The sequence below is a fragment of the Mesorhizobium sp. LEGMi-168a genome, from assembly GCF_058312955.1.
The window spans coordinates 478198-503226 of the sequence record NZ_JBZEGV010000002.1 but is presented as its reverse complement, the minus strand read 5'-3'; the positions used below and the strand labels follow the sequence as shown (position 1 = coordinate 503226).

28 protein-coding genes are annotated in these 25029 nt (G+C 64.4%); 14 read left to right on the top strand and 14 right to left on the bottom strand.

Features of this window, described 5'->3' with window-relative positions; all coding sequences use genetic code 11:
* Positions 1-202: 202 nt before the first annotated feature.
* From AC4FWB_RS05695 to AC4FWB_RS05685, 3 genes are all read right to left on the bottom strand, one after another.
* Positions 203-559 carry a DUF488 domain-containing protein gene (locus AC4FWB_RS05695; protein ID WP_491024832.1) on the bottom strand — a complete coding sequence of 119 codons (357 nt, stop codon included), beginning with the start codon at positions 557-559 and terminating at the stop codon, positions 203-205.
* 46 nt (positions 560-605) lie between these two features.
* Positions 606-1862 (bottom strand): aminopeptidase, encoded by a 1257-nt coding sequence (locus AC4FWB_RS05690; protein ID WP_491024831.1) that lies wholly within the window; start codon positions 1860-1862, stop codon positions 606-608.
* Between the two features lie 145 nt (positions 1863-2007).
* The gene (locus tag AC4FWB_RS05685) at positions 2008-2922 is read right to left on the bottom strand and encodes a LysR substrate-binding domain-containing protein (RefSeq protein ID WP_491024830.1); all 915 of its coding nucleotides are present in this window, start codon (positions 2920-2922) and stop codon (positions 2008-2010) included.
* Positions 2923-3018: 96 nt separating this feature from the next.
* Here AC4FWB_RS05685 and AC4FWB_RS05680 point away from each other — a divergent pair, with 96 nt between their 5' ends.
* From AC4FWB_RS05680 to sbmA, 3 genes are all read left to right on the top strand, one after another.
* Entirely contained in the window at positions 3019-3225 is a 207-nt protein-coding gene (locus AC4FWB_RS05680; RefSeq protein ID WP_491024829.1) for a hypothetical protein, read from the top strand.
* A 208-nt stretch (positions 3226-3433) separates the two neighbouring features.
* Positions 3434-4594 (top strand): YbfB/YjiJ family MFS transporter, encoded by a 1161-nt coding sequence (locus AC4FWB_RS05675; RefSeq protein WP_491024828.1) that lies wholly within the window; start codon positions 3434-3436, stop codon positions 4592-4594.
* A gap of 122 nt (positions 4595-4716) precedes the next feature.
* Positions 4717-5979 carry a peptide antibiotic transporter SbmA gene (gene sbmA, locus AC4FWB_RS05670; protein WP_491024826.1) on the top strand — a complete coding sequence of 421 codons (1263 nt, stop codon included), beginning with the start codon at positions 4717-4719 and terminating at the stop codon, positions 5977-5979.
* 24 nt (positions 5980-6003) lie between these two features.
* Here the strand turns inward: sbmA and AC4FWB_RS05665 are convergent, their stop codons facing one another.
* Positions 6004-7017 carry a polysaccharide deacetylase family protein gene (locus AC4FWB_RS05665; RefSeq protein ID WP_491024825.1) on the bottom strand — a complete coding sequence of 338 codons (1014 nt, stop codon included), beginning with the start codon at positions 7015-7017 and terminating at the stop codon, positions 6004-6006.
* A gap of 190 nt (positions 7018-7207) precedes the next feature.
* On the opposite strand from AC4FWB_RS05665, the gene AC4FWB_RS05660 reads away from it, so the two are divergent.
* Together AC4FWB_RS05660 and der are read left to right on the top strand one after the other, a co-directional pair.
* On the top strand, positions 7208-7873 hold the full coding sequence (locus AC4FWB_RS05660) for a tetratricopeptide repeat protein (protein ID WP_491024824.1): 666 nt from the start codon (positions 7208-7210) through the stop codon (positions 7871-7873).
* A 6-nt stretch (positions 7874-7879) separates the two neighbouring features.
* Positions 7880-9310 carry a ribosome biogenesis GTPase Der gene (gene der / locus AC4FWB_RS05655; RefSeq protein WP_491024823.1) on the top strand — a complete coding sequence of 477 codons (1431 nt, stop codon included), beginning with the start codon at positions 7880-7882 and terminating at the stop codon, positions 9308-9310.
* A 380-nt stretch (positions 9311-9690) separates the two neighbouring features.
* Here the strand turns inward: der and AC4FWB_RS05650 are convergent, their stop codons facing one another.
* On the bottom strand, positions 9691-10611 hold the full coding sequence (locus AC4FWB_RS05650) for a LysR substrate-binding domain-containing protein (protein WP_491024822.1): 921 nt from the start codon (positions 10609-10611) through the stop codon (positions 9691-9693).
* A 116-nt stretch (positions 10612-10727) separates the two neighbouring features.
* Here AC4FWB_RS05650 and AC4FWB_RS05645 point away from each other — a divergent pair, with 116 nt between their 5' ends.
* The 7 genes from AC4FWB_RS05645 to AC4FWB_RS05615 all read left to right on the top strand — a co-directional run bounded on the left by AC4FWB_RS05645 (position 10728) and on the right by AC4FWB_RS05615 (position 16286).
* Positions 10728-12002, top strand: coding sequence for an MFS transporter (locus AC4FWB_RS05645; protein WP_491024820.1), 1275 nt, complete (start codon positions 10728-10730; stop codon positions 12000-12002).
* Positions 12003-12170: 168 nt separating this feature from the next.
* Positions 12171-13352, top strand: coding sequence for a cell wall hydrolase (locus tag AC4FWB_RS05640; protein WP_491024819.1), 1182 nt, complete (start codon positions 12171-12173; stop codon positions 13350-13352).
* Positions 13353-13618: 266 nt separating this feature from the next.
* Positions 13619-14011, top strand: a complete 393-nt coding sequence (locus AC4FWB_RS05635; RefSeq protein ID WP_491024818.1) for an AtpZ/AtpI family protein — start codon at positions 13619-13621, stop codon at positions 14009-14011.
* A 66-nt stretch (positions 14012-14077) separates the two neighbouring features.
* The gene (locus AC4FWB_RS05630) at positions 14078-14839 is read left to right on the top strand and encodes a F0F1 ATP synthase subunit A (RefSeq protein ID WP_491024817.1); all 762 of its coding nucleotides are present in this window, start codon (positions 14078-14080) and stop codon (positions 14837-14839) included.
* Between the two features lie 76 nt (positions 14840-14915).
* Entirely contained in the window at positions 14916-15140 is a 225-nt protein-coding gene (locus tag AC4FWB_RS05625) for a F0F1 ATP synthase subunit C (protein ID WP_010914827.1), read from the top strand.
* A gap of 62 nt (positions 15141-15202) precedes the next feature.
* Positions 15203-15784: a F0F1 ATP synthase subunit B gene (locus tag AC4FWB_RS05620; protein WP_126101527.1), complete on the top strand. Its 582-nt coding sequence runs from the start codon at positions 15203-15205 to the stop codon at positions 15782-15784.
* A 10-nt stretch (positions 15785-15794) separates the two neighbouring features.
* The gene (locus tag AC4FWB_RS05615) at positions 15795-16286 is read left to right on the top strand and encodes a F0F1 ATP synthase subunit B (RefSeq protein ID WP_491024816.1); all 492 of its coding nucleotides are present in this window, start codon (positions 15795-15797) and stop codon (positions 16284-16286) included.
* 266 nt (positions 16287-16552) lie between these two features.
* Here AC4FWB_RS05615 and rnhB read toward each other — a convergent pair whose 3' ends face one another.
* Complete coding sequence (gene rnhB / locus AC4FWB_RS05610; RefSeq protein ID WP_491024815.1) at positions 16553-17248, bottom strand: ribonuclease HII; 696 nt, start codon at positions 17246-17248, stop codon at positions 16553-16555.
* Between the two features lie 196 nt (positions 17249-17444).
* The gene (locus AC4FWB_RS05605) at positions 17445-18599 is read right to left on the bottom strand and encodes a PA0069 family radical SAM protein (protein WP_491024814.1); all 1155 of its coding nucleotides are present in this window, start codon (positions 18597-18599) and stop codon (positions 17445-17447) included.
* 149 nt (positions 18600-18748) lie between these two features.
* On the opposite strand from AC4FWB_RS05605, the gene AC4FWB_RS05600 reads away from it, so the two are divergent.
* Positions 18749-19252, top strand: a complete 504-nt coding sequence (locus tag AC4FWB_RS05600) for a glycosyltransferase family 2 protein (RefSeq protein WP_491024813.1) — start codon at positions 18749-18751, stop codon at positions 19250-19252.
* Between the two features lie 353 nt (positions 19253-19605).
* Positions 19606-20580, top strand: coding sequence for a hypothetical protein (locus AC4FWB_RS05595; RefSeq protein ID WP_491024811.1), 975 nt, complete (start codon positions 19606-19608; stop codon positions 20578-20580).
* A 120-nt stretch (positions 20581-20700) separates the two neighbouring features.
* Here AC4FWB_RS05595 and AC4FWB_RS05590 read toward each other — a convergent pair whose 3' ends face one another.
* The 7 genes from AC4FWB_RS05590 to AC4FWB_RS05560 form a co-directional block, all read right to left on the bottom strand.
* Positions 20701-21126, bottom strand: a complete 426-nt coding sequence (locus tag AC4FWB_RS05590; protein WP_491024810.1) for a GFA family protein — start codon at positions 21124-21126, stop codon at positions 20701-20703.
* 123 nt (positions 21127-21249) lie between these two features.
* Complete coding sequence (moaB, locus tag AC4FWB_RS05585) at positions 21250-21807, bottom strand: molybdenum cofactor biosynthesis protein B (protein ID WP_491024809.1); 558 nt, start codon at positions 21805-21807, stop codon at positions 21250-21252.
* Positions 21807-22688, bottom strand: a complete 882-nt coding sequence (locus tag AC4FWB_RS05580) for a 4-(cytidine 5'-diphospho)-2-C-methyl-D-erythritol kinase (RefSeq protein WP_491024857.1) — start codon at positions 22686-22688, stop codon at positions 21807-21809. Before AC4FWB_RS05580 ends, moaB begins: the two co-directional genes overlap by 1 nt.
* A gap of 25 nt (positions 22689-22713) precedes the next feature.
* Positions 22714-22899, bottom strand: a complete 186-nt coding sequence (locus AC4FWB_RS05575; RefSeq protein ID WP_095805525.1) for a hypothetical protein — start codon at positions 22897-22899, stop codon at positions 22714-22716.
* Positions 22900-22982: 83 nt separating this feature from the next.
* Complete coding sequence (locus AC4FWB_RS05570) at positions 22983-23840, bottom strand: S49 family peptidase (RefSeq protein WP_491024807.1); 858 nt, start codon at positions 23838-23840, stop codon at positions 22983-22985.
* Positions 23841-23948: 108 nt separating this feature from the next.
* Positions 23949-24743 carry a tRNA1(Val) (adenine(37)-N6)-methyltransferase gene (locus AC4FWB_RS05565; RefSeq protein WP_491024806.1) on the bottom strand — a complete coding sequence of 265 codons (795 nt, stop codon included), beginning with the start codon at positions 24741-24743 and terminating at the stop codon, positions 23949-23951.
* Positions 24743-24967, bottom strand: coding sequence for a putative signal transducing protein (locus tag AC4FWB_RS05560; protein ID WP_059186744.1), 225 nt, complete (start codon positions 24965-24967; stop codon positions 24743-24745). The genes AC4FWB_RS05565 and AC4FWB_RS05560 overlap by 1 nt, the downstream gene beginning before the upstream one ends.
* Positions 24968-25029: the final 62 nt, after the last annotated feature.

The window sequence follows — 25029 nt, the reverse complement described above, 5'->3', positions numbered from 1 at the left end:
TTCGGCGCCTCACGCTCAATGTTCTCAGAGCCGACCCCGAAAACATCCCGCTCAGCCACAAACGACTCAAAGCACGATGGGCCGATCAAGACCTACTCCGCCTCTTCACTCATATGCGATAGCCCTACCCTCGTGGGGGAGATGTCCGGCAGGACAGAGGGGGGCGCTGTCCCGCCAGGATATCAAAGCGTACGCACAGTCGCTACGAACTAGCCTGCAAATACCCTATCAGCGCCACTGCATTGTTATGCGCCTCGTCATGCGCGCCGTAGAGCAGCGTCACCTTGCCCTCGCGAAGCAGCCCGCGCAGCTGCGCCACAGCCTCCTCGTTCCGGTCGAGCTCAGCCCGATACCGCTTCTGGAACTCCGCCCAGCGCTCCGGCTCATGCCCGAACCATTTGCGCAGCGCGTCGCTCGGCGCGATTTCTTTCAGCCAGAGCGCCAGCGCGGCGTCCTTCTTGGCGACGCCGCGCGGCCAGATGCGGTCGACCAGCACGCGCTGGCCGTCGGCCTTCTCGGGCGCCTCATATATGCGCTTCACCGCTATGTCGAAGGCCATCGCACCTCCGTCGCCAAGCAATTCCAAGAAAAAACCAAAGAGTTCCTCAGGCCCACTCGCCCTTGCGCATGACCGGCACGCGGCTGCCGTCTTTGGCCACGCCGTCGATGTCGATCTTGTCCGAGCCAATCATCCAGTCGATGTGGATAAAGCTCTTGTTGCCGCCGCGCTGCGCAATCTCGTCCTGGCTGAGCGAGGCGCCGTTGACGAAGCATTTCGAATAGCACTGCCCCAGCGCGATGTGGCAGGCCGCATTCTCGTCGAACAGGGTGTTGAAGAACAACAGGCCGCTCTTCGAGATCGGCGAGGAATGCGGCACCAGCGCCACTTCGCCGAGGCGTCGCGCGCCCTCGTCGGTGTCGAGCACCTTCTTCAACACGTCCTCGCCCTTCGAGGCCTTGGCCTCGACAATCCGCCCGCCCTCGAAGCGCACCGAGATCTCATCGATCAGCGTGCCCTGGTAGGAGAGCGGCTTGGTCGAGGAGACGTGGCCTTCGACCCGCCAGGCATGCGGCGTGGTGAAGACTTCCTCGGTCGGGATGTTCGGGTTGCAGGTGACGCCGTTCTTGGCCGTCGACGCCCCGCCCATCCACTCATGCCCTTCAGCCAGTCCGACAATCAGGTCGGTGCCGGGGCCGGTGAAATGGAGGGAATGGAAATTATGATCGTTCAGCCATTTCGTGCGTTCGGCCAACGCCGCGTTGTGCGCCTTCCAGTTGCCGATCGGATCCTCGACATCCACCCGCGAAGCCGAGAAGATGGCGTCTGCAAGCTTCGCCACCGCGACGTCGTCGGGCTCGCCCGGAAACACCTGTTTTGCCCAGGCAAGATCGGGATAGGCGACGATGTTCCAGTTGATGTCGAAGCCGGTGATCTTCTCCAGCGCCGGCTGGTAGGCCATCGAGTTCGCCTTGTTGGCGCGCGCCACCTTGGCCGGGTCCTGCGCGGAGAGCAGCGACGGATCCTCGCCGCGCACGGCAAGCCGCGCGGCATTGTTGGAGAAGGCCTTCGCCATGCCTTCATAAAGCCATCCGGCGGCACGGTCGAAGCCGGCGTCGGCGCCGTAACGGAAGCGCGCCAGCGTGATCTCGTCGTCGTTGAAGATCGGCGTCACCAGCCCGGCGCCGGCCTTGTAGGCATGCTCGACGATGCGCCGGGTCAGCGGCAGTGCCGCGATCGACGAGGTCAGCACCAGGTCCTGTCCGGGCTGCAGCTGCAGCCCGACCTTGACGGCGACCTCGGCCAGCCTGTCGAGCTTCACCGGGTCGATTGTTGCCGAGACGCCGCGCGAATGTGTGGTCATGATCCTGCCTGCCATTATGTTGGGGTCTGGGTTCTTACATAGACCGGTGAGCCCGACCTTTCCACCGCGATCGACTGGGCCTGTTCAGAGCATGATCCCGAAAAGTGCGCAGCGGTTTTTCGGCAAAGATCATGCCCAAACGAGCTTAGGCGGCGCTGTCGAGCGCGCGGAACTGAGCCATGGTCGCCGCGATCTCCTCGCGGATCCAGGTCTTGAAGTCGCGAACCTTGCGGCTCTCGCTCTTGGTGGCCGAGGTGACCATCCAGTAGCCAAGCCCGCTCTCAGCCCGCACGCCGAAGGGCGCCACCAGCCTTCCGTCCGCCAGCGCGTCGGCCGTCAGCAATTGCCAGGCAAGCATCACGCCATGGCCGGCGATCGCAGACTCCAGGCAAAGCATCGGATCGGTGAAGCGCGCGCCTTTGAGGAAGGTGACAGGCTTCACTCCCGCCGCCTCGAACCAGCTGTCCCAGCTGATCATCGACCGTTCGTCGGTGATGGCGCAGGTCTGCGCCAGGTCCTCGATCGACTTCAGCTTGGCCGCGATCGACGGTGCGCAGACCGGAAACATTTCCTGCGCCAACAGCAGTTCCGCGTGCACGTCCGGCCATTTGCCGTCGCCCATCCGGATGCCGATGTCGATGTCGGAATGGTCGAGATCGGCGATCCGACCTGATGCGTCGATGCGCAGCAGAACGTTCGGGTGCCGGGCGAAATGCCGCGACAGCCTTGGCAGCAGCCATTTCGAGGCGAAGGCCGGCGCCACCGACACCACCAGCGTGCACTCGCTTGCCTCGTCCGCCAACGCCACCGCTTGCGCGAGTTCGCGAAAACCTGCGCTCAGCCGGGCCGTGAAGGCGGTGCCGAATTCTGTTGGAACCAGCCCGCCGGGCGTTCGCTCGAACAGCGCCTGTCCCAGTTGCTTTTCCGTGCGCTTGACCTGCTGGCTGACGGCGCTGACCGAGACATTGAGCTCGGCGGCCGCGGCGGCGAGCGAGCCCAGCCGGGCGACGGTCTCCACGGCGCGAAGACCATTCAAATGGACGCGGTTCAGCATAGCCATTCAGTTTTTCTAAACCGGTGGGGTCGAAATCTCAATTGAAACTTGGCAAGAAAAGGCGGATTTTAGCGAGGCGGGTCAGAGCTTGGAGGCAATCCAATGAAGATTTTATCTTTGCTGAGGGCGCTTTCCAACACCGAGCCCAAACGGGGCCGATACGGCGAGGACGAGATCGCCCGCTGGATCGTCGACCCGCTGTCGCACCCGGTGCTCGACACCATGTCGGAGCGCGAGCTCGGCGACATGCCGTTCCGGCTGACGGCCGGTAGAACGGCATACGAGACAGCCGGAGCTCGCTGCCGCTAAGCCAGCGAGCCCCCTCATCCGGCAGCTTCGCGGCCACCTTCTCCCCGGCGGGGAGAAGAGGCTGGCGCAGGCGCCGATAGTCTCCTCTCCCCACCGGGGAGAGGTCAGCCGAGCGAAGCGGAGGCTTCGCGATCCAGTAGCGTCGTCGCCATTCTGGCCCAACATAAGCGCATTGTTTCGCCTGCGCACACATCTATGTTGCGCTGCAATGAACGCCGCCTCGCCATCCCCCTTGCGTCTTGCCTTTGCCGGCATGACGGCCCTTGCCGTCGCCATGGGCATCGGCCGCTTCGTCTACACGCCGATCCTGCCCGGCATGATGGAGGAACTGCACCTGACGCCGGCCGATGCCGGCTGGATCGCCTCGGCCAACTATCTTGGCTATCTCATCGGCGCGCTTGCCGCGGCAGGCGGCTGGGCACATGGCCACGAGCGCTCGCTGATGTTTGTCAGCCTCGCCGCCAGCGCCGTGCTCGCGGGCCTCATGGGGCTGAACGAGACGATGGCCGCTTTTCTCGTCATCCGCTTTCTCGCCGGGCTGGCCAGCGCCTTCGTCATGGTGTTCATGTCGTCGATCGTCTTCAGCCATCTTGCCGCGGCCGGCCGCGGCGACCTGCAGGCGCTGCATTTCGGCGGCGTCGGCCTGGGCATTGCGGTCTCTTCGGCGCTGCTCGCCATTCTCGTCACCGGACATGCCGGCTGGGCCGCCGGCTGGCTTTGGTCGGGAGCGCTTTCGGTCGTAGGCCTGCTCATCGTCGCACTGCTCGCAGGGTCGGCTACGCCGGCCAACGGCGTCGATGGTCCCGAGCCGGCACTGCCGAAGGACGGATCGCTGACGAAGATGATCCTGGCCTACGGGCTGTTCGGCTTCGGCTATGTGGTGACGGCCACCTTCCTGGTCGCCATCGTTCGCCAGGGTGGCGGCGGGCGCGTCTTCGAGGCCGCCGTCTGGATGGTCGCCGGCCTTGCCGGTTTTCCGTCGACGTGGTTCTGGCAGAAGCTCGCCGGCAGGATCGGGCTTTACGCCACCTATGCCGTGAGCTGCCTGGTCGAGGTGGTCGGCGTCACCGCCAGCGTCGTCGTGAAAGGTTTCACCGGGCCGCTGCTCGCCGGCATCCTGCTCGGCGGCACCTTCATCGCCATCACCGCGCTCGGCCTGCAGACGGCCAGGCAGCTCGCTCCGCAGGCTCCGCGCCGTATTTTTGCGGTGATGACCGCCGCCTTCGGCCTCGGCCAGATCGTCGGCCCAATCGCCGCCGGCCTGCTCGCGCAAGCCGCGGGCAATTACGTGCTTGCCTCGATGATGGCGGCTGCCGCTCTGCTGGTGTCCGGCGTCATCACATGGTCGGCTGCGCCAAAATCGCCATGATTTGTGGTCTTGCTCGGTGCTGGGCGCAGGGCAGGGCATTTTCTTTCCCACTAATGTGTGACCTTATGCCCGCCAAACAGCAACGCCGCTGATTTGCGGTCAGACCGAGGAAACCCGCCACAGTGTTCGTATCCTTCTTCCCGCAGCCGAAGCTTTTCTTCACCTCGGCCGCCGTCTGGAGCCTTTTTCTAGTCCTTGTCTGGTTCTTCGGCGGTGCGGAAGTTGGCGCCATGCTCGGGCTGCCGCCGGCAGCAGCCGACGCTCCGCCGATCATTGGCGTCGCGGTTTTTTGGTCATCGCCCTTCCTTTGGTTCTACGCATATTTTGCGGCGGCAGTTGGAATCTTTTATACGTTCTGGAGATGGTATTCTCCGCATCCGTGGCGCGGCTGGTCGCTCCTTGGCTCGTCGCTGATTCTCTTCACTACGTACTTTCAGGTGCAGGTCAGCGTAGCGATCAATAATTGGTATGGTCCCTTCTACGATCTGATCCAGGCGGCTCTTTCCAAGTCGCGCCCAGTTACGAACGCCGAATTCTATCATGACCTTGCAGACTTCGCCGGCATTGCGTTTGTCGCCGTTGTCGTTGGCGTGTTGACCCGCTTCTTCGTCAGCCACTACATTTTTCGTTGGCGTACGGCGATGAACGAGTACTACATGGCCAACTGGGATCGCCTGCGTAACATCGAAGGGGCCTCTCAGCGCGTACAAGAAGACACGATGCGGTTTTCAACGACGATGGAGGGCCTGGGCGTCAGTCTCGTCGAGTCGGTCATGACCCTGATCGCCTTCCTGCCGGTGCTGATGCGGCTCTCGGCCAACGTTACCGACCTTCCCCTGATCGGCCATGTGCCAAACGCGCTTGTGGTGGTAGCTATAGTCTGGTCGCTGTTTGGGACGACTTTCCTGGCTATAGTAGGCATCCGGTTGCCAGGGCTGCAATTTCGAAATCAGCGCGTTGAGGCCGCTTACCGAAAAGAGTTGGTCTACGGCGAGGACGATATCGAACGGGCACAGCCACCGACAGTTGCGGAGCTTTTCGAGAATGTACGGAGGAACTATTTCAGGCTTTATTTCAACTACATGTATTTCAATGTTGCTAGGATATTATACCTGCAGACAGACAACATTTTTCCTTACATTGTTCTAACGCCAACCATTATTGCTGGAAAAATTACGCTGGGTGCCCTGAATCAGATTCTAAATGCTTTCGAGCAGGTGCGAACATCATTTCAGTATCTGGTTAATTCGTGGACGACGATCGTCGAATTGTTGTCGATCTACAAGCGCCTGCGCGCGTTTGAGGCCACGATCAAGGGCGAACCGCTGCCGGGCATCGACCGTCGCTTCATCGAGCACCGGGCGGAGGAGCCAGATCCGGCCTGATATTTATCAGAAAAGGTGGGCGGCTCAGCCGCCCACGGCGGCCTGTGTTTCGTCTGGGCGTTGCCGTTCGACATAGTCGCGGAAGCTGATGCATTCGACTTGCTGCATGACGCAGACTTCATCGGCGAAGCGCTCCAGCGCATTCCAGTAGGTGCCGCCGTTCATCTGGGTGAAGTGGAAGCCGAGTTCCAACGGAAGCCGCTTGCCGTTGTACTGCGCATCGAAAGCGGCGCGGAATGCATGATAGGCGCGGTCGGCGAACTCGTCCGCCTTGGATGGCATCTCGAAACCGCCTGAATGGCGGACATAGAGATTATAGTCCATGGCGACCACCGGCCTCGACTTCGGCCCCTCCGGGATCAGCGGCAGCGCAAAGCGGGTGGTGCCGTTCTTCGTCGGCGGCATGGCGGGGCCGTTCGAGACACCGCTTGCGTCATACTGGAAGCCGGCTTCCGGCAGCGCATCGTAAAGCGCCTTGCCGGTCGAGAGGTACGGCGCGCGAAAACCGGTCACGGCATGGCGCGCGAAATCGCGCCAGCCGGGTGGCTCAGGCGAAATGCCGTTGATCTCATAGGCATTTTCGAGAATGCGCCGGAACGCGCCGAACTCGGCCAGCCAGTCGGCCTTGCTCCAGTCCTTGCCGTCGAAATGGCCGCAGGCATGGCTGCCGATGTCGTGGCCTTCGGCGGCCGCGATCCGGATCTGTTCGAGCCTGTCCGCCACCTCCTGCTTCGAGGCGGCAAAGCCGATGTTCGATTTGCCGGCGCCCTTGCCGGGCGCCGTATATTCAGCGCGTGTTTCCGGCGAGAGCAGGAAGACGCAGGAGAGGAAGTAGGTGAAGTGTGCGCCGGTGCGCTTCGCCAATGCACGGCTGCGTTCCCACTGCGAAATCTCGCGCGCGCTGTCAAAGGAGATGAGGACGACCTGCTTCGGCCTCGCCGGCAGGCGCGCAGCCGGTTTGGGCGGATCGGCGAAGGCTGCGCCAGCGGAGGCAAGCGAGGCTAGGCTGAACGCAAGGACGCGGAACGAACGTGACATCTGCAATCTTTCGGGCTGTTGGAAAGCCGGCTATCGCCCAAATGTGGCATCGATGCGTTCCGCGCAGTCTTGACGTCGCGCCGGACTGTCCCGCCGATTTTCCGGCCATCCCCCTTCCATGCCGACAAAATTTCGCTAAAACGCGGGGCTCAAGAAGCGCCTCATCCGGGGCCGCAATGGTTTTTGATTGATGTCGGACGACAGTTTTATCCGCGAAGTGAACGAAGAGATTCGTCGCGAGCAGGCGCAGGCGCTGTGGGACCGTTTTGGTCCGGCGCTGCTTGGCCTGGCGATCCTTGTGGTGGTCGGCACCGCCGCCGTCGTCGGCTATCGTTATTGGGACGAGATCCGCGCCAACCGCTCGGGCGATGCGTTCTCGGCTGCGCTCAAACTCGCCAATGACGGCAAGAACGACGAGGCGATCGCCGCGCTCGATCAGCTAGAAAAGGATGGCTACGGCGCCTATCCGCTGCTCGCCCGCATGCGGGGCGCGACCGTCAAGGCCGACAAGGGCGACGTCGACGCCGCCGTCAAGGATTTCGACGCGGTCGCCGCCGACAGCGCCATTCCCGCCGGCATCCGCGACATGGCGCGGCTGAGGGCGGCGCTGCTGCTGGTCGATCACGGTTCCTTCGCCGATGTCTCCAGCCGTGTCGAGGCGCTGACCGCCGACACCAACCCGCTGCGCAGCTCGGCGCGCGAGGCGCTCGGCCTTGCCGCCTGGAAGGAAGGCAAGTCGGCGGATGCGCTGAAACTGTTCGACCAGATCTCTTCGGATGATGGCGCTCCGCGCAATGTGCGCCAGCGGGCGACACTGATGTCCGAACTGATCCGCGGGTCGGGCAACGCGTCGTGACCCCGGATGAGCTTCAAAGTCGCCATCATCGGCCGGCCTAACGTCGGCAAATCGACTCTTTTCAATCGGCTGGTGGGAAAGAAGCTGGCGCTTGTCGACGACACGCCGGGGGTAACGCGCGACCGTCGCGTCCACGCCGCCAAGCTCTACGACCTGCACTTCGACGTCATCGACACCGCCGGCTTCGAGGATGCGGCCGCCTCGACGCTGCCCGGCCGCATGCGCCAGCAGACCGAGATCGCGATCCGCGAGGCCGACCTGATCTTCTTCACCGTCGACGCCAAGTCGGGCCTGATGCCCGACGACCGGACTTTTGCCGAGGTGGTGCGCAAGTCCGGCAAGCCGGTCGTGGTGGTCGCCAACAAGGCGGAAGCGCGCGGCGCCCAAGGCGGCATGCTGGAAGCCTGGGAGCTCGGCCTCGGCGAGCCGATCCCGGTCTCGGCCGAGCATGGCCAGGGCATGCCCGACCTGCGCGACGCGGTGATTGCCGCACTCGGTGAAGAACGCGCCTTCGGCGAGGACGATGAAGAAGCGAGCGATGAAATTGCCGTCAGCGAGGTGCTGATCGGCGAGGACATCGCCGATCCAGATGCCGAGCCCGCCTATGACGACACCAAGCCGCTGCGCATTGCCGTCGTCGGCCGCCCCAATGCCGGCAAGTCGACGCTGATCAATGCGCTGATCGGCGAGGAGCGGCTGCTGACCGGCCCGGAAGCCGGCATTACCCGCGATTCCATTTCGGTCGACTGGGACTGGCGCGGCCGCCGGATAAAACTTTTCGACACGGCCGGCATGCGGCGCAAGTCGAAGGTCCAGGAAAAGCTGGAAAAGCTTTCGGTGCAGGACGGCCTGCGCGCCATCCGCTTCGCCGAGATCGTCATCATCGTGCTCGACGCCACCATCCCATTCGAGAAGCAGGACCTGCAGATCGCCGACCTGATCATCCGCGAGGGTCGTGCGCCGGTGATCGCCTTCAACAAATGGGACCTGATCGACAATCCGCAGGCGCTTCTGGCCGAGCTGCGTGAGAAGACTGAGCGGCTTCTGCCGCAGGTGCGCGGCATCCAGGCGGTGACGGTCTCGGCCGAGACCGGACGCGGCCTCGACCGGCTGATGGACGCCGTCATCAAGACGCACAAGGTCTGGAACAGCCGCGTCTCGACCGGCAAGCTCAACCGCTGGCTGGAAGGCATCCTTGCGCACCATCCGCCGCCCGCCGTCGCCGGCCGCCGGCTGAAGATCAAATATGTCACGCAGGCAAAAACCCGCCCGCCGGGCTTCGTGGTGTCGTGCTCGCGCCCGGACGTGATGCCGCAATCCTATGTCCGCTATTTGTCGAACGGCCTGCGCGAGGCCTTCGACATGCCCGGCGTGCCGATCCGCATGGCGCTGCGCACCTCGGACAATCCTTTCGCCGGCAGGGCGAAGAAGCGGTGACTTTTGGGGAGAAGCGCCAACGCTGATCCCTCGTCATCCTCGGGCGAAGCAAGGAGCGAAGCGACGCGGCCCCCCATCTTCGAAGCGTCGCTTGAGTGCAGGCAATTCGGAATGCCGGCGGGACAGCGCCCCCCTCTGCCCTGCCGGGCATCTCCCCCACAAGGGGGGAGATCGGATGTCGCGCCGGCTTTCGCCAATCGCCAACTTTGCAGGAATGACGCCTTCGGCGAAGCTGCCAATCTCCCCCCAAGTGGGGGAGATGTCCGGCAGGACAGAGGGGGGCGCGAAGGATCGCGGCCTATCCCTTCATCTTAGGCTTCCGCGACATCGCTTCGCTCGGTGGAACCAACTCGGATCCGTCAGACCACCTTGCTCGGATGTTAGGCGGCATCTTTTACGATCATGTTCGTCTTCGCCCCTTCAGGCAGCGCCTCTCGCGCCGACTGCAGCAGAATGTCCGCCAGCCGCGCCGCCACCGGATCGAGCTCGGCATCCTTCTGATGAAGGTGAAGCGCCATCGTCGGCAGTGCCGGCAACCCAAGCGCGCCGGGCGGGAGCGCCCTGACATTGGCGGGCAGGCCGATATCGGTGCGGATCGTCAACCCAAGGCCGGCCGCCACCGCCGCCCAGATGCCGCCGAGGCTGGGGCTGGAGAAGGCCATGCGCCAGGCAAGGCCGGCGCGGTCGAGCGTCTCGGTCGCCACGGTTCTGAGCAGGCAAGGTGCCTCGAACACCACCAGCGGCAGCGCCTCGCCGTCGCGGGCGCCTGCTGCGACCGGTTTAGCCGGACCGACCCAGCGCGCCTGCACGTCGGCGACATGCCGGCTATAGGGCAGCGTCGTGCCGTCGTGCCAGGCGAGCGCGATGTCGAGGCTGCCTGAAAGGACACGCTCGGCAAGCTCGTGGCTGCGTCCGATCCGCGCTTCGATCCGCACCTTGGGATGGGCACGGGCGAACCGGCCGAGCACTTCCGGCAAAACGGACTCGCCGAAATCCTCCTGCAGGCCGAGCCGCACCCAGCCTTCCAGCTCGACGTCCCGGATGGCGGAAGCCGCCTCGTCGTTGAGCTCGATCAGGCGTCGCGCATAGCCGAGCATCGTCTCGCCGGCTTCGGTGAGCGCCAGGCCACGCCCCGCCTTGCGAAAGATCGGTGTCGCCGCCTGTTCCCCCAGCTTCTTCAGCTGCGCGCTGACGGCTGAAGTCGAGCGTCCGAGCCGCTCGGCCGCCTTGGCGAAGCTGCCCAGCTCCATGCCGGTGACGAAAGTCCTGAGGACGTCGAGATCGAATGTGACACGTCGCATGAGATAGTCCTTATTTTCAGGATTATCGATCAAAAACTTCCTGGTTTTATGGATGAAGCTATGGCGCTACATCCATCCCGTCAAGGCCGGTCCACCGGCGTAACGGGAATGAAATCATGTCAGCCATCGTCACCCGCAACGACTGCCAATCGCCTGCGCGGGACACCGGAGCTTCGACCGGCCGAACCTTCGGGCCCAATCATCGCTGGAAAGTGCTGAGCATCGGCGTCGCCGCCAATGCCGGCTTCTCCGCGACTTTTTCCGGCATTCCGGCAACCGCGGTGGTGATGCGCCAGGGCTACCATCTCGGCAATGCTGAACTCGGCCTGGCGCTCGGTCTGCTCGGCCTCGGCGTGGCGCTGAGCGAACTGCCCTGGGGCCTGCTCACCGACCGCTGGGGCGACCGCCGCGTGCTCTTGACCGGGCTCAGCGCCACGGCGGCATGGCTGTTCATCATGGCGATGCTCGCTGTGCCGACGAAACTTGCCGTTCCGGGCGTCGCGCTGCTTTCGGCGAGCCTGCTCGTCGCCGGCCTGCTCGGCGGCAGCGTCAACGGCTCCAGCGGCCGTGCCATCATGGGCTGGTTCGGCGAAGGCGAGCGCGGCTTTGCCATGAGCATCAGGCAGACGGCGGTTCCGCTCGGCGGCGGGCTTGGCGCACTCGTCCTGCCGTCGCTGGCGCTCACCTTGGGCTTTGCCGCGGTGTTCGGTCTCCTTGCGGTCCTATCCACGCTCTCGGCCTTCTTTGCCTGGCGCTGGCTGCACGAGCCGCCGGCGCAAGGCGGCGCTCACGCCAGCGCCGCAGTGAGCGGTCCGGCGCCGCTGCGCAACATCGAAGTCTGGCGCATCTCGACGGCCATCGGCCTGCTCTGCTTCCCGCAGGTGGCGGTGCTCACCTTCGCGTCCGTCTTCCTGCACGACTTCGCCGGCATGGGCACCTGGGTGACCAGCGCCAGCCTCGCTATCGTGCAGATGGGCGCCATGACAATGCGCGTCTGGAGCGGCCGCTTCACCGATCGCCACGGCAACCGCCGGCCGTTCCTGAGGCTCTGCGCCGCGCTCAGCGCGCTGGCCTTCCTGGTCCTGTGGCTGCTGGCGGTCGCGGCGGCCGGGCAGCCGGCGCTGATGTTGCTGATGCCCGTCATGGTGGTTGTGGCCGGCATCTCCGTTTCGGCCTGGCATGGCGTTGCCTATACCGAGCTTGCCACGCTCGCCGGCGCCGGCCATGTCGGCACCGCGCTCAGCCTCGCCAACACCCTTGTCTTCGTCGGCTTCTGCCTGGTGCCGATCGCCATTCCCTGGCTCTTGCTTCTCTTCGCATGGCCGGGCGTGTGGCTGGCGGCCGCAATCTGCGCGGCGATCGCTTGGCCGATCTTCCTGCGCCCAATCTGATTCACTCAGCCTGATTCCCCCAGCCTGATTCTTGGCCGGCTTTCCGCAGGCGCGGGAAGCCGGCTTGCCTTCAACATGAAAAAAACACGATCGATGCCGTTAACCGACCATCAAGGTTAATGCATCATTTTGGCTCTCCGGGGTCAGTAGCGTTTCTGGAGAGTTTCCGTGCATCGACGCGTTTTAAAGCGGCTTGTCGCCGCCGCCGTTGCGAAAAACCGTTCCGTCCTTCCTCCTTTGGTTCTGGGGCTCGGCTTCTGGGTCGGCTTTCCGTCGGTCGTCGCCTATCAGGACATGGCGAGCCTCGTTTCCGGGCTGGAGTCGCCTCACGCCCGCTGGAACGCCTATGTCGAAAAATCCGTCGCTGGCTCGGTGCATGCCGCCGAGATGCCGTTCGTCGATTCGGCTGCTACGGGCTCGATCTCCGGTTCCGGCGTGGCATTGCCGGGCGTCGGCACGGTGGCGTTTCGCGGCAAGGGCAATGTCGCCGGCGCGACGCCTGACGAGGACCGTGTCGTACGCGCCGACAAGAAGGGCCGCCTTGTCCAGGTGTCGCCGGTCGCGCCGCCCAAGAATTTCAGCGCCGGCTCGATCTTCGAGCGCACCTCCTCGCTGCTCCGTCCCGCGATGGACAGTGGCCTGAAGCTCACCTTCGCCAAGCCTGGCATCAAGGGCAAGGAAGTCCAGATCGCCCAGGCCTTCCACATCCGCGAGGACAAGAAGCCCGATCCCGGCCTGCCGGCGGCTCTCGTCGCTCTCGTCAACAACGACAAGCCGGATATCCTCGCCACTGCCTATGCCCAGTCGGCGCCGGACTACGCCAAGGCCTCGCCCTTCGAGGCGCTGCTGCAGGACGATCCGAACGACGGCCGCTTCATCCCGCCGATGGGCAAGGGCGACCACGCGTGGATGCAGAACCCGCTGCCGGCGGCCGTCTTCTCCAAACCGGAACAGGAATGCCTCGCCAAGGGCATCTATTTCGAGGCACGCAGCGAACCGGTGCGCGGCCAGGCCGCGGTGGCGCAGGTGATCCTGAATCGCGTCCGCAACCCGGCCTATCCGAAGACGATCTGCGGTGTCGTCTATCAGAACGACAACTGGTTCAACCGCTGCCAGTTCTCCTTCGCCTGCGACGGCAGGAAGAAGCGCATCACCGACCCGGCCTCCTACAGGACCGCGCAGGATGTCGCCATGGCGGTGACCGCCGGCAAGATCTTCATTCCCGAGGTGGGGTCCTCCACCCATTACTACGCCAACTACGTCCATCCCGGCTGGGCGCGCGCCATGCAGCGCATGACCAGGATCGGCCTGCATATCTTCTACCGCACCTATGGCGGCGGCTGGAGCTGAGCCGCCTAATCGGTGCCTCCGTCAACACCGTTTATCGCTCGCCGCGCGCGCCAATCGGCGCGGCTTGCCGCGCGGATTCGCGCCGAGTCCTCGCGCGGGCATAACGGGCACGATGTCGCACCTGAATAAGCCATTGATTTAAAAAGCAAAAATACAGCACTTCGAAGTTCGGCCCGTGGCTTGACGGGCGCGGACCCTCTAACTATGTTGCCGGCGACTTTAGAAGCGGACGGACGGTGATAGTCTGCCCGGGCAGGGGGGTTGCGATGGCCAACAAAAACGGGCCAGACGGAACCGGAGAAACCGGCCGCGGCAAACAGCATGAGGCCGCCAACCGCGACGACGAACTTGAGCGCCGCCGGCGCGAGCTTGAAGCATCGCTTGCGACAAGACGCACGGACCGGCGCGAGGGGAAAGACGAAGCGAAAGCTGCGACCGGTTACGGTCAGGCACTGAAGCTGTCCAGCGAGTTCATCGCCGGAGTGGTGGTTGGTGTCGGCTTGGGCTGGATCATCGACCGCCTGGCGGGAACAGCGCCATGGGGTCTGATCGTCGGCCTGCTGCTGGGCTTTGGCGCCGGTATACTCAATGTCCTGCGTTCGGCGGGACTGGCGCCGCAATTCGGTCAGGGCGGCGAACCGCCCGAGCCGAAGAAATGAGATGAGGCGCCGCAAGGCGCGAAAGCGAACTTAAGAAGCCGGTTGTGGCTTTGACGGGGATTAAAAGTGGCTGCTGCTGACAAGGTCGATCCGATCCACCAGTTCCAGATCCATCCGCTCATCCCGATTCACATCGGCGGCTACGACGTCTCTTTCACCAACTCCTCTCTGTTCATGGTCGTGACGATCGTCGTCGCTTCCGCCTTCCTCTACATGAGCACCGCCAGCCGCAGCCTCATTCCGGGCCGCCTGCAGTCGATCTCTGAAATGGCCTACGAGTTCGTCGGCAACATGCTGCGCGACGCGGCGGGCAAGCAGGGGATGCAGTTCTTCCCGCTGGTGTTCTCGCTGTTCATGTTCGTGCTGGTCGCCAACCTCATCGGCCTGTTCCCTTATTTCTTCACCGTCACCAGCCACATCATCGTCACTTTCACGCTGGCCGCGCTGGTCATCGGCACCGTCATCGTCTACGGCTTCGCCAAGCACGGCCTCGGCTTTCTCAAGCTGTTCGTGCCGCACGGCGTGCCCGTCTATCTTCTGCCGCTTGTGGTGGCGATCGAAATCATTTCCTTCGTTTCGCGTCCCGTCAGCCTCTCGGTTCGTCTTTTCGCCAACATGCTGGCCGGCCACATCACGCTGAAGGTGTTCTCGGGCTTCGTCGTCAGCCTCAGCGCGCTAGGCGCCGTCGGCATCGCCGGCTCGGTTCTGCCTTTAGCCATGGCCGTCGCGCTGACGGCGCTTGAGCTGCTGGTCGCCTTCCTGCAGGCCTATGTCTTCGCGGTGCTGACCTGCATGTACCTTAACGACGCTCTGCACCCGAGCCACTGATCGATTTCACCGGCGCCCCGGCGCCAGCATACCCAACGTACCAACCGCAACGACTACGAAACCTCAGGAGTTTGATATGGAAGTAAATGCAGCAGCTGCGATCGGCGCCGGTATCGCTTGCCTCGGCATGGGTGGCGCGGGCATCGGCCTCGGCAACATCTTCGGCAGCTACCTCTCGGGCGCGCTCCGCAACCCGTCGGCTGCTGACGGCCAGTTCGGCCGCCTGATCTTCGGCTTCGCCGTGACCGAAGCTCTGGGCATCTTCTCGCTCCTCATCGCGCTGCTCCTGGTCTTCAAGTAAGAAGCACGCGTTGACGAAAGGGGCCGCATGGTGCGGCCCCGCCGTATGGACAGGGGAATGAGATGTTTGTGACATCTGCCTTTGCGCAAGAGTCCGCGCCGGCTGCGGCCGAAGGCGATACGCATGCGGGCACTGCCGTGCCTGCCGAGGCGCATGAAACGTTCCCGCCGTTCAATGCCGAGACCTTCCCGTCGCAGATCCTGTGGCTGGTCATCACCTTTGGGCTCTTCTATCTGTTCCTGAAGCGGGTTGTGATGCCGCGCGTCGGCGGCATCATCGATGTCCGCAACGACCGCATCACCCAGGATCTCGACCACGCCGCCAGGCTGAAGGGCGAGGCCGATGCGGCCGTTGCCGCCTATGAGCAGGAGCTGGCGGAAGCCAAGGCCAACGCCAACAAGATCGGCCAGCAGGCGAACGACGCCGCCAAGAGCGAAGCCGAAAGCACGCGCAAGAAGCTCGAGGCGGAACTCGAGAAGAAGCTCGGCGAGGCCGAGGCGAGCATCGCCTCGATCAAGGCCAAGGCCATGAAGGAAGTCGGCACGATCGCCGAGGACACCACGTCGGCCATCGTCGAGGCGCTGGTCGGCGGCAAGACCGACAAGGCCGAGATTTCGGCCGCGGTCAAATCCGCGACCCGGTGAGGAGGGCATCATGGACGCCACATCACTTGCGACGCTCTGGGCAACCATTGCCCTGATCATCTTTCTCGGCGCCGTCATCTATCTGAAGGTGCCGGGCATGCTCGCCAAGTCGCTCGACACCCGTGCGGCCAAGATCAGCAGCGAGCTCGAGGAAGCGCGCCGCCTGCGCGAGGAGGCCCAGCAGCTGCTCGGCCAATACCAGCAGAAGCGCAAGGAAGCCGAGAAGGAGGCCGCCGACATCGTCGCCGCCGCCAAGCGCGAAGCCGAGCTCCTTGCCTCCGAGGCGCACAAGAAGACCGAAGACTATGTTGCCCGGCGCACCGCGTTGGCCGAACAGAAGATCAGCCAGGCCGAGCGCGAAGCCATCGGCGAGGTGCGCGCCAGTGCCGTCGACATCGCCGTCGAGGCCGCCCGCGCGCTGCTCGCTGCCAAGGTCGACGCCAAGGCCGGCGCAGACCTTTTCAAGTCCGCGCTGCAGGACGTGAAGGGCAAGCTGAACTGACGAGTTTCGCGGTCACGAAATCGAAAAGCCGCCTGGGCAACCCGGCGGCTTTTTTGTTTGTGGCGGAGATAATCTCCCCCCACGAGGGGGAGATGTCGCCGAAGGCGACAGAGGGGGTCGCCTCGCGTGGAGCGCCAGCGGTCTCCGGGACAAGAGAAGGCGTCGGCGATCTACGTGAGACGACCCCCTCTGCCTGCCCTTCCTCCGCAGCAGCTGCGCTGCAGCTGCGGAGGGTGGACCGGCCATCTCCCCCTCAAGGGGGGAGATTATTCCAGTCCCTCGAAACTCTCTTCCTCGACCACCTCGACCCCACCCAGCCGGAACGGCGCGAACGAAGCGCGGTGCAGTCTTGCCACCGGGCCATGCGCCTCGATGGCGGTGCGGTGCCGGACCGTCGCATAGCCCATATGCACCTCGAAGCCGTAGTGTTCGTGATGGCCGCCGCAGCCGCACATCATGCGGTCGCGCATCACCTTGGCAACGATCGAGGCGGCGGCGATCGACTGCGAGCGCTGGTCGCCTTTGATCAGCGCGCGGCCTTCACAGGGCAGCCCTGGCGGCACGTCGCGGCCGTCGGCCAAAGCCAGCTTCGGCTGCAGCGACAGGCCGGCAGCGGCGCGGCGCATGGCTTCCAGGCTGGCTTTCAGAATATTGCTGTTGTCGATGCCTTCGGCGCTGATCGAAGCCATCGAGACGCTGAGCGCGGATCCCAGGATTTTCAGGAACAGCGCCTCTCGCTGCAGGTGGGTGAGGCGCTTGGAATCGTCGAGGCCTTCCGGAATGTTGGCGGGGTCAAGCACTACCGCGGCTGCCACCACCGGACCGGCGAGCGGCCCGCGGCCAGCCTCATCCATGCCGGCGACCGGCCACAGCCCGTCGGCCATCGCCTTCGTCTCAATGGAGAAGTCGGGCTTCTCGACCATTTCGAACAGAAGCGGAGAATCGGAACGCGCGCGAGCCATGGTGCGGCGAGGTTCGCATCGGCTCCGATTCTCCGCAAGTCCCTCCGGGTCGGATGGGGCGTAGGACCAGGGAGGGCACCGTCTCACGGCCGGGGGACTTGGCCGGACGGGATTCTTGAAATGGATCGCAATTCCAGAGAGAAAATCGCTTTGTCTGGAATTGCTTAGCATCGGCCTCCTACGGCCGGCACAGTTATCAAAGCAGCATCAGCTGCTCGCCGGCGCCTGAGCCTGCGACGAATTGGTCGGTCCTGAGCTGCCGCCGCTCGACATTGAGTCCGAGCCGCTTGGCGGCGATCTCGAAGCGGCGGCCGATCTGCCAGGCATAGGGGCCGGCGCCCTTCATGCGCTTGCCCCATTCCGAATCGTAATCCTTGCCGTCGCGCATCGAGCGGATCAGCGACATCACATGCCGGTAGCGGTCCGGATAGTGCCGCAACAGCCAGTCCTTGAAGATAGGCGCTACTTCCAGCGGCAACCGCAGAATGACATAGCCTGCTTCCCTGGCGCCGGCGGCGCGCGCCGAATCGAGGATGCGCTCCATTTCCGGATCGTTGAGGCCCGGAATGATCGGCGCCACCATTACCGAGGCCGGGATGCCGGCATCCGAAAGCTGCCTGATCGCTTCCAGCCGCTTGGTCGGCGTCGACGCGCGGGGTTCCATCGTTCTCGCCAGCATGCGGTCGAGCGTCGTCACCGACAGCGCCACCTTGGCGAGGCCGCGTTCGGCCATGCGCGACAGGATGTCGATGTCGCGGGTCACCAGCGCAGACTTGGTGACGATGCCGACCGGATGGCCGCGGGCCTCCAGCACCTCCAGGATCTCGCGCATGATCCGGTATTGCTTCTCGATCGGCTGGTAGGGATCGGTGTTGGTGCCGATGGCGATGGTGCGCGGCTGGTAGCCTGGCTTCGACAATTCCCTGTCCAGCATGCGTGCCGCGTCCGGCTTGGCGAACAGCTTGGACTCGAAATCGAGCCCCGGCGACAGCCCCATGAAGGCATGCGTCGGCCTGGCGAAGCAGTAGACGCAGCCATGCTCGCAGCCGCGATAGGGATTGATCGACCGGTCGAAGGAAATGTCCGGCGACTCGTTGCGGGTGATGATGGTGCGCGGCTTCTCGACCTGCACCTCGGTCTTGAAAGGCGGCAGCTCTTCCAGCGAGTTCCAGCCGTCGTCGAACACATGCCGGCTGACCGGCTCGAAGCGGCCGGACGGATTGATGCCGGCCGAGCGTCCGCGATTGCGCTCCGGCCGCACGCGCATGCCGCTCTGTTCGATCATGGCATTCGCCATCTCGGCCCTGCCTGCTCCGAAGGCGGCAATATCGGCGCGCACGATCTGTTCCATTTTCGCCCTCTCCCAGGGACTGTCGGCAGGCTGTCGAATCGCTCTGTTCATGAAACTATTCCTATTTTGCCGATGAGAACAAAGCAAGAACTTTTTCGGTTGGGACGCGCAACTGGCGCAGCGCCCGGCTTTCCGCTATTCGGCTAGGGATGCTCAGCGTTCTCATCGAAACCCGGAACGACGAAGAAGGCCTTGCCCGCACGCTCGCCTCTCTGATCGGCGGCGCGGTCGAGGGCGTGGTGCGCGATGTCATCGTCTGCGACACCGGTTCGACCGACCAGACTCACTACGTCGCCGAGCATGCCGGCTGCCACTACGTGTCAGGTGGCATTGCCGACGGCATCGGCCAGGCCAAGGGCGACTGGCTGCTGCTGCTGGAACCCGGCGCGCGGCTGACCGAAGGCTGGATCGAGGAGGTCGCCGCCCACACGGCGAGGCAGACCATGCCGGCGCGTTTTTCCCGCGCGCGCGCCAATCGCGCGCCGTTCCTGGCACGGATCTTTTCAGGCAGTCGGGCGCTGGCCGAAGGCCTTGTCATCAGCAAGCGCCAGGCCGCTGTCTTGGCGAAAAGCGCGCGCGGCGCCGAAGCTTTGGCGCGCGGCCTGGCAACCAGAAGGTTGAATGCCGAGATCTGGGTTGCACCGCCGAAGTGAGTTGCAACACTTCCCCTTCTCCCCTTGTGGGAGAAGGTGGATCGGCGCGTAGCGCCGAGACGGATGAGGGGTGCTGGACGGATCGCTGCCTCTCAAGCCTAAACGCCTAAAATCGCTTTATATTTTCTCGTCGCACTCTGTCCAACACCCCCCATCCGTCGCCTTCGGCGACACCTTCTCCCACAAGGGAGAAGGGGAGGGCGGTGCGGTAAATTTCGCGGCATCGCCCTATTGTGCATTGCACAATAAAAGCCACAAGGTTAGCATCTTCTTATGCGGGACAATCGGGATTGGGGAACGCCCAAACTGTGACCGGCCGACGTTTCGGCGGACGCCATGCATATGAGGACCCGATGAATCTTGCTCCACCAGACCAATCCGGCGCGGCCAGCCTGGAGGCGATTGCCCGCAACGGCAGCATCTTCAGGCGCATCGCCGTGCGCATCCCGACCTATCTGAAGGACCTGCGTGAGAATCCGGCTTGGCTGCCGATGTTCGTGCTGGCGCGCACCATGCCGGGGCGCCGCATGCACTGGCTGGGCGCCAAACGAGCCCGTCCGCTCGGAGATGCGGGAGAGACGATATTCGCCGGCGTCGATCGCGAGGCGGTGGTCGAGGCGTTACGCTCGGATGGGCTGTTTTCGGGTTTCATGCTGCCACCGGCGATCCATGAGGAGATCGCAGCGTTCGCGCAGCGCACACCTTGCTTCGGCAATTTCGACCGCCGCCTCGAATTCATGCCGGGCGAGCATGCCGAGGCGGAAAAGCGTTTCGGCCGCTCGCTGCTCAGCGGGCACTTTTTCGAGCGCATCCTCGACTGCAAGGCAGCTCTTGCCGTCCAGAACGACCCGCTGCTTCTCGACGTCGCCCGGCATTATCTCGGCGGCCAGGCGAAACTGATCACGACGCGCGTCTGGTGGAGCTTCCCGACCGGAAAGGCTTCCGACGCCGACAAGAACCTCGCCTCGCTCGGCAAATACCATTTCGATCTCGACGACTGGCGCATGCTGAAATTCTTCTTCTATCTGAAACCCTGCGATGCCGGCACCGGTCCACATGTCTATGTCCGCGGCAGCCACAAGCGCCGCGCGCTCAAGCATCAGCTGACGCTTCTGGTCGGCCATCCAGCGGAAGATGTGCTGGACGTCTATGGTCCGCAAAGCCCGGTCACGCTGACGGGCGAGGCCGGCCTCGGCTTTGTCGAGGACCCGTTCGGCTTCCATATGGGAACTGTGCCGGCGCAGACGCCGCGCCTGATGATGGAAATCGGCTTCGGCGTCTCCAAGCCGTCACGCCGCCGCTTCCACGGCGAGCCGGTCGTCCGCTGAGCCGGACCTAAAAGCATGTCTCCCGAAAGTGGGAACCGGTTTCGGGACAAAGACATGCGTAAAATCAAAAACCTAAAGCGCATGGAGCGAATCTGAAAGATCGCGACGCGCTTTAGGCGGTCAAATCCCCTGAATCTCGACCGGCATCCAGGCGCTGCGGCGCCTGGCCAGGCGTTGCTCTCGGCTTTCGGCGTCGTAGCGCACCGGGATCGGTTCGCGGGAGAATTGCTCGCGATCGTCGAGCGCGTTCACGATGACGATTGCCCTGGTCTCGGCGCCGTCGCCGGCGATCGCGGCGACATAGACGCCGCATTCGCGGCAGAGGAGATAGTCGGCGGTGCGCAAGCCGAAACGATAGGTCTGCAGCTTTGCTCTGTCCTCGGCTGAAATGGTGAGGCGGCCGTTCGGATCGGCGGTCGCGCGCGAGCCGTGCCTGGTGCAGAACGAGCACTGGCAGGCGCGGATTTCCAGTCCGGCGGGATCGGCATCGCTGGAGAAGCTCAAGCGGATATTGCCGCAATGGCATCCGCCGCTGTGAACGGTCATGGCATCGTCCCTTGTTCGCCTACACAAGGTACTTTGCCACGGTCGGCTTCGGAATGGCGCCTCGAAGGTCGGGGCGCCATTCCGCCTGCAAACCGGATGCCGATCGGGCGCTTTGCCTATGCTTTACGAGGCAGGCTTGCCGCCGCGCCTGAGATGCTCGTCGAGACGCGGCATGATCTCGACGAAGTTGCAGGGCATGTGCCGGTAGTCGAGCTGCGGCTTGATGATGCCGTCCCAGGCGTCCATGCAGGCGCCGGGCGAGCCCGGCAGCACGAAGACGAAAGTGGCGTTGACGACGCCGCCTGTCGCCCGGCTCTGGATCGTCGAGGTGCCGATCTTGTCGTAGGAGATGCGGTGGAAGACTTCCGAGAAACCGTCCATGCGCTTCTCGAAGATCGGCTCCAGCGCCTCCGGCGTCACGTCGCGGCCGGTGAAGCCGGTGCCGCCGGTGGTGATGACGACATCCACCGCTTCGTCCTTCGACCAGGTAAGCACCTTGTCCCGGATCTTTTCCCGGTCGTCGGTGACGATGTCGCGAGCGGCCAATATATGGCCCGCTTCCGCGATCCGGTCGGCCAGCGTCTGGCCCGATTTGTCGTCGGCGAGGCTGCGCGTGTCGGACACCGTCAGCACCGCGATGCGCACGGGGATGAAGGGGCGGCTTTCGTCGATCCTCGCCATCAATCAGCCTCCATGCTGCGCGTCGCGGCGACGAACCAGCCGGGATGGCGGCCGCGGATGTCGATCGCCGCGCGCTTGGCGACATTGCCGGTCTCGAACAGGCCAAAGCAGGTGGCGCCGGAGCCGGACATGCGGGCGAAGGCGGCGCCTGCCTTTTCGAGCGCCTTGAGCGCGTCGCCGACGGCGGGCTGGATGACGCGCGCGGCTGGCTCTAGATCGTTGCGAGTGCTCTCCAGCCAAGTGCGGATGGTGTGAAAATCCAGACGGCCGGGCAGGGGCGGCAATGCCTCATTGTCGCGCCTGGAAAGCGCCTTGAACACGTCTGGCGTCGAAACCGCCACGCCCGGATTGACCAGAACCAGCGCCAGCGCCGGAAAGCCTGCCAGCGGCGACAATTCATCGCCAATGCCGCGCGCAATCAGCGGCTTTGCCTTGAGGCACATCGGCAGATCGGCGCCGAGCGTCAGCCCGATCCACGCCAGGCCGGCTTCGTCGATATCAAGTGCCCAGAGGCGCGAAAGGCCGTTGAGCGCGGCCGCCGCGTCGCTCGAGCCGCCGCCGACGCCCGAGGCTATCGGCAGGTTCTTTTCCAGCCGGATGGCGACGGGCGGGGTCTGTTGCGCGCCGGCTTCCCGCCGCAAGGCCTCGCGAGCCTTGACCACCAGATTGTCGCCATCGAGCGGCACGCCGACCGCGAAGGGGCCTGAGACCGAGAATTCATCGCGCTCCGCAGGCTCGATCTGCAGGCGGTCGCCGAAGCGCGTGAACACGGCAAGGCTGTCGAGCAGATGATAGCCGTCGGCACGCCTGCTGGTGACATGCAGCGCCAGGTTGATCTTGGCAGGCGCAAACCATGTCCGGGACCTGGCCTCGGGCTCCAGAATGTCGGCTGCTGGCGAGATGGCTTCAGTCCTTGGCCAGACGGTATTCGCCGGTCTTCGGATCCTTGACCAGCGTGCCCATCGTGCCGTTGGCCGCCTGTTTCTCGGTGCGCCGGATTTTCGCCGTCACGCGCTCGGCCTCGCGGATGAACGCGCGATAGCCGAAATAGGCGGCGGCGCCGACGACAGCGAAGAAAATGATCTGCGGCATCTCGAAACTCCTCCCGCGTTTGCGCGGCAAGGCCGGCCGTACGGGTCGGTCAAGCTATTATGCTAGACGCTTTCAGCACTTTTTCAAAGCCCGAAGCGCGCCCACAGCGCGCGCTCTTCCGCCGCATCGATGACGCCGCTGGCCGCGGCCGCGGCGATGTCGGGCGCCGAAAAGCGCGAGCCGAACAGGCCGAAACGGCCGAAAAGCCCGCGCGGCGCGGTGATCAGCTTGAGCTGGGTCTTTTCGCCGAAACGGGTCTTGAGCACGCTGCGCATGTCGCCCAGCGCATCGACGAGGCCGAGCTCCAGGCCCTTCTTTGCGGTCCAGAACAGGCCGGTGAACAGGTCCGGATCGTCCTTGAGCTTGGTGCCGCGCCGCTCCTTGACCAGGTCGATGAAGGTCTCGTGCACTTCGAGCTGCAGCGCCTTCAGCCGCTCGACGTCTTCCTTCTTCTCCGGCTTGAACGGGTCGAGCACGGCTTTGTTCTGGCCGGCGGTGTGGACGCGCCGCTCGATGCCGATCTTCTTCAACAGTTCCGGGAAACCGAACGATGCCGAGACGACGCCGATCGAGCCGACGATCGAGGACGGGTCGGCGAAGATCTCGTCGCCGGCAATCGCGATCATGTAGCCGCCGGAGGCCGCCACGTCCTCGACGAAGACCAGCACCTTCTTGTTCTTCTCTGCCGCCAGATCGCGGATGCGCTTGAAGATCAGGCGCGACTGCACCGGCGAGCCGCCTGGCGAATTGATCGAAATCGCAACCGCCGGCGCGTCGAAGCCGAACGCCTTTTCGATGACGCCGGCCGTCGAGGCGAGCGACAGGCTCGGCCGGAACTGGCCGCCGCCGGGCAGGATGGTGCCATGCAGCCGGATGACGGGAATGGTGACGACTGTCGAGCGCCAGGATTTCGGCAGCAGGCGGTTGAAGAAGCGTTTCACGAAAGCTTGTCTCCGGAAGAGGTGCGAAGAGCAAGGTGAGACCTCATCCTTGCTCCCGGCATGTAGGAATTCGCCAGCCAACGGCAATGCCGCATTGCTGGACTGGGATCAATCGCCGAACAGCGACGCCAGCCCATTGTTGATCATCTCGGTCCGCTCCGTCGGACCGTTGCCGGAGGGCCCATGCAAGGTGAGCGGCGGCCGGATCGACAGTTTTCCGCGCGCGCCGAGCACCGCCCTGACGACGATGCGGATCGCCGCGGCGTCCGGGCGAGGGTGGACGCAAAGCATCTCGGCATCGCCGAAGCGGCCTTCGATCGCATCGAGGATGGCGACAAGCTGCTCGGGCCGGGCAATCACCGCAAGCCCGCCGCGCGGCCTGACGACGGCGGCAGCGCTCCTGATCCAGCGCTCGAACAGCCCGTCCTCCGCGACATGCGCCTCCCTGCGCAACGCGTCCGGCGTCGAGCGATCCTCGAGGGCATTGAAGGGCGGGTTCATGATGACGAAGTCGAATTCGTTGTCGGCAAGCCCGGCCTCGGTCCGAGCGCGCCCGGCGAGCGTGACGTCGGCCTTAAGCACCGTAGCGCGGTCGCCGAGATGCGCATTGCCCGGATGCGCAAGCGTTGCGGCGGCAAATGCCGCCATCTCGGCGGAGCGCTCGACCAGCACCGCGCGCGCCTCAGGGCAGTGCGACAACCCGGCGAGCGCCGGGGCGCCGGCGCCGGCGCCGAAATCGGCGAGCCGGCCGGAAAAGACGGACGGGACGGCGGCGGCCAGCATCATCGCGTCCATGCCGGCGCGGTGGCCTTGCCTCGGCTGCACCAGCCAGAAGCGCCCGCGATGGAAGGCGTCGACCGTGTGGGCCGGCGTGTCCGGGGCAAGGGCGGTTGAAGTTGCCATTATTTCCGGCGGATTTCGTTCTCGATGCCCGCATCCTTCAGGATGCGCCGCGCCGCGTCCGCCTTGTCGGCGTCGACCATGATGCGCCTCGGCAGGATGCCGATCGATCCGTCGAGCACGCTCATGTTCTGGTCGGCGACGAAACAGGCGATGCCGGCGTCGCGCATCAGCGATTCGACGAAGGAGATGAGGACGGCGTCGTTGGTGCGGACAAGCTCAATCATGGAATGAAAATCGCAGGTTGCGGCCTTCATGTAAACGTTGAGGCAGGCTCATGCCAGCCAAG

Bases quoted from the DNA above. Each gene is read 5' to 3' on its own strand.
- AC4FWB_RS05690 (WP_491024831.1), bottom strand. From the start codon at position 1,862: ATGACCACACATTCGCGCGGCGTCTCGGCAACAATCGACCCGGTGAAG.
- AC4FWB_RS05665 (WP_491024825.1), bottom strand. From the start codon at position 7,017: ATGTCACGTTCGTTCCGCGTCCTTGCGTTCAGCCTAGCCTCGCTTGCC.
- AC4FWB_RS05605 (WP_491024814.1), bottom strand. From the start codon at position 18,599: ATGGAACAGATCGTGCGCGCCGATATTGCCGCCTTCGGAGCAGGCAGG.
- AC4FWB_RS05615 (WP_491024816.1), top strand. From the start codon at position 15,795: ATGGACGCCACATCACTTGCGACGCTCTGGGCAACCATTGCCCTGATC.
- AC4FWB_RS05695 (WP_491024832.1), bottom strand. From the start codon at position 559: ATGGCCTTCGACATAGCGGTGAAGCGCATATATGAGGCGCCCGAGAAG.
- AC4FWB_RS05595 (WP_491024811.1), top strand. From the start codon at position 19,606: ATGAATCTTGCTCCACCAGACCAATCCGGCGCGGCCAGCCTGGAGGCG.
- AC4FWB_RS05620 (WP_126101527.1), top strand. From the start codon at position 15,203: ATGTTTGTGACATCTGCCTTTGCGCAAGAGTCCGCGCCGGCTGCGGCC.
- AC4FWB_RS05565 (WP_491024806.1), bottom strand. From the start codon at position 24,743: ATGGCAACTTCAACCGCCCTTGCCCCGGACACGCCGGCCCACACGGTC.
- AC4FWB_RS05675 (WP_491024828.1), top strand. From the start codon at position 3,434: ATGAACGCCGCCTCGCCATCCCCCTTGCGTCTTGCCTTTGCCGGCATG.
- AC4FWB_RS05660 (WP_491024824.1), top strand. From the start codon at position 7,208: ATGTCGGACGACAGTTTTATCCGCGAAGTGAACGAAGAGATTCGTCGC.
- AC4FWB_RS05680 (WP_491024829.1), top strand. From the start codon at position 3,019: ATGAAGATTTTATCTTTGCTGAGGGCGCTTTCCAACACCGAGCCCAAA.
- AC4FWB_RS05590 (WP_491024810.1), bottom strand. From the start codon at position 21,126: ATGACCGTTCACAGCGGCGGATGCCATTGCGGCAATATCCGCTTGAGC.
- AC4FWB_RS05650 (WP_491024822.1), bottom strand. From the start codon at position 10,611: ATGCGACGTGTCACATTCGATCTCGACGTCCTCAGGACTTTCGTCACC.
- AC4FWB_RS05645 (WP_491024820.1), top strand. From the start codon at position 10,728: ATGTCAGCCATCGTCACCCGCAACGACTGCCAATCGCCTGCGCGGGAC.
- AC4FWB_RS05560 (WP_059186744.1), bottom strand. From the start codon at position 24,967: ATGATTGAGCTTGTCCGCACCAACGACGCCGTCCTCATCTCCTTCGTC.
- AC4FWB_RS05635 (WP_491024818.1), top strand. From the start codon at position 13,619: ATGGCCAACAAAAACGGGCCAGACGGAACCGGAGAAACCGGCCGCGGC.
- AC4FWB_RS05625 (WP_010914827.1), top strand. From the start codon at position 14,916: ATGGAAGTAAATGCAGCAGCTGCGATCGGCGCCGGTATCGCTTGCCTC.
- der (WP_491024823.1), top strand. From the start codon at position 7,880: ATGAGCTTCAAAGTCGCCATCATCGGCCGGCCTAACGTCGGCAAATCG.
- AC4FWB_RS05685 (WP_491024830.1), bottom strand. From the start codon at position 2,922: ATGGCTATGCTGAACCGCGTCCATTTGAATGGTCTTCGCGCCGTGGAG.
- AC4FWB_RS05575 (WP_095805525.1), bottom strand. From the start codon at position 22,899: ATGCCGCAGATCATTTTCTTCGCTGTCGTCGGCGCCGCCGCCTATTTC.
- moaB (WP_491024809.1), bottom strand. From the start codon at position 21,807: ATGGCGAGGATCGACGAAAGCCGCCCCTTCATCCCCGTGCGCATCGCG.
- rnhB (WP_491024815.1), bottom strand. From the start codon at position 17,248: ATGGCTCGCGCGCGTTCCGATTCTCCGCTTCTGTTCGAAATGGTCGAG.
- AC4FWB_RS05600 (WP_491024813.1), top strand. From the start codon at position 18,749: ATGCTCAGCGTTCTCATCGAAACCCGGAACGACGAAGAAGGCCTTGCC.